The organism is Verminephrobacter aporrectodeae subsp. tuberculatae At4 (assembly GCF_000193225.1).
GTDB classification, from domain to species: domain Bacteria; phylum Pseudomonadota; class Gammaproteobacteria; order Burkholderiales; family Burkholderiaceae_C; genus Acidovorax; species Acidovorax aporrectodeae.
In genome coordinates, this window is the sequence record NZ_AFAL01001033.1 from 1 (window position 1) to 2,262 (window position 2,262).

Here is a 2,262-nt window from a genome sequence, read left to right on the forward strand (position 1 = left end):
CCGGGCTACGCGGGCGATGAGCAGAGTGCTGCGCGCTTTGGCGCCGAGGCCGAGCGCATCGGCTACCCCGTGATGGTCAAGGCGATCGCGGGCGGCGGCGGGCGCGGCATGCGGCTGGTGACCGATCCGGAGCAACTGCCCGCTGCGCTGGCCGCAGCGCGCTCCGAGGCGCTCGCGGGCTTTGGCTGCGGCGATCTGCTCATCGAGCGCGCGCTGTCCGCGCCGCGCCACGTCGAACTGCAGCTGTTCGCCGACACGCACGGCGCCTGCATCCACCTGGGCGAGCGCGACTGCTCGGTGCAGCGGCGCTACCAAAAGCTCATCGAAGAGTCCCCCTGCCCGGCGCTGAGCACGGCGTTGCGCACACGCCTGGGGGACTGCGCCGTGGCGCTGGCCCGCGCGGCGGGCTACGTGGGCGCGGGCACGGTGGAGTTTCTGGTTGACGGCGATGCGTTCTACCTGATGGAGATGAACCCGCGGCTGCAGGTCGAGCACCCCGTGACCGAGGCCGTGACCGGGTTCGACCTGGTGCAGTGGCAGATCCGTGTGGCGCGGGGCGAGCCGCTGCCGATCGCGCAGCACGCGCTCGCGCTGCGCGGCCACGCCATCGAGGTGCGGCTGTGCGCGGAAGACACGCATTTTCGCCCGCACACCGGGCGCGTTCTGCACTTCGCCACCCCGCAGGCCAGCGCCTTTGCGCCAGCGCCCCTGGGCGGCCTGCGCCTGGACCATGCGCTGGAGCCGGGCGGCGAGGTCACGGCGGACTACGACGCGCTGCTGGGCAAGCTCATCGTGCACGCCGCCACGCGCGAGCAGGCCATCGCCACGCTGCTGCGCGCGCTGCGTGCCACCACGCTGCTGGGCCTGCCGAACAACCGGGCGTTTCTCGTGGCCTGCCTGGAGCACCCGGTATTTCGCGCGGGGCAGGCGCTGCTGCCGTTTCTCACGGAGCATGCGCAGGCGCTGCGCGAGCGGCTCGCCGAAGAAGAGCGCGCGCTGCTCTACCCCGCAGCGCTGTGCGCCGTGTACCCTGCGGCGCCTACGTCTACGCCTGCGCTGCCCTGCGGCTTCGCGCGTCCCCTGCGCCTGCGCCACCAGGGGGAAATCCTGCCGCTCGCGGTGCGCGCACGCGTGCAGGGCGGGATGCACGTCGATCTGCCCGGGGCGAGGTGGCCGACGTGCGGCTCGTCGCCTTGCCGGACGGCAGCCGGCGCTGCAACTGGAGTGGCGTGGAATATCTCGTGCGCGTGGTGCCCGTGGGAGAACGGCGCTGGCACTGGCAGATCGCCGGCGTGGACGGCTGGGTTGACGATGCCTCCCTGGAGCCCTCCGGACACACCGTCGCCGCGGGCGGCGCCACGGAGTTGCGCGCGCCGTTCAACGGCCGGGTGCTCGCGCTCGCCGCCGAAATCGGGCAGGTGCTGGCGGCCGGAGACACCGTGCTGGTCATCGAATCCATGAAGCTCGAACACCAGCTGGCCTGCCCCGCTGCGGCCAGGCTCGCCGAGCTGTTCGTCAGCCCCGGCCAGCAGGTGGCCCCAGGCCAGGTGCTCGCGCGCCTTGTACCCCCCGCAGCGCAGCCGGACCCAACGTAGAAGGAGACGCCCGCATGCACAGCGACAAGGCCATCATCACCTGCGCCATCACCGGCGTGCTCACCGACCCCGGGCAGCACCCGGTTCCCGTCACGCCCGAGGAACTGGCGCGCGAGGCGCGCCGCGCCTGCGACGCGGGCGCGTCCGTGGTGCACCTGCACTTTCGCCGGCAGGAGCCCGGCAAGGGGCACCTGCCCTCGTGGGACCCGCAGCTGGCGCGCGACTGCGTGCAGGCGCTGCGCGCAGCCTGCCCGGGCCTGATCATCAACCAGAGCACCGGCGTGGTGGGCCCGGACTGCCAGGGCCCGATCGACTGCCTGCGCGCCACGCGGCCCGAGATGGCGGCGTGCAATGCCGGTTCACTGAACTACCTGAAGGTGCGCAGCGACGGCGCCTGGGCCTGGCCGCCCACGCTGTTCGACAACCCGCCCGCGAAGGTCAAGGAATTCATCGACGCCATGGCCGAGACCGGCACGCTGCCGGAGTTCGAGTGCTTTGACCTGGGAATCGTGCGCTGCGTGCAGATGTACCGGCAAACCGGCATGTACCAGGGGCTGCCGGAGTACAACTTCGTGTTCGGCGTGGCGTCGGGAATGCCCGCGGACCCGGACCTGCTGCCGATTCTGCTGCGCCTCAAGATCCCGCAAGCGCCCTGGCAGGCGACGCT

3 protein-coding genes are annotated in these 2,262 nt (G+C 72.1%); all 3 read left to right on the forward strand.

From position 1 onward, the window contains the following. Positions 1-1,461: ATP-binding protein (locus VTU_RS30360; protein ID WP_010110590.1), on the forward strand; the 1,461-nt coding region annotated here is incomplete at its 5' end. Further along, positions 1,419-1,595 carry an acyl-CoA carboxylase biotin carboxyl carrier protein subunit gene (locus tag VTU_RS35340; RefSeq protein ID WP_010110592.1) on the forward strand — a complete coding sequence of 59 codons (177 nt, stop codon included), beginning with the start codon at positions 1,419-1,421 and terminating at the stop codon, positions 1,593-1,595. The genes VTU_RS30360 and VTU_RS35340, both read left to right, overlap by 43 nt. 14 nt (positions 1,596-1,609) lie before the next feature. Beyond that, positions 1,610-2,262 (forward strand): beta-keto acid cleavage family enzyme (locus tag VTU_RS0124760; RefSeq protein ID WP_010110594.1); only part of this gene is annotated, 653 nt, incomplete at its 3' end.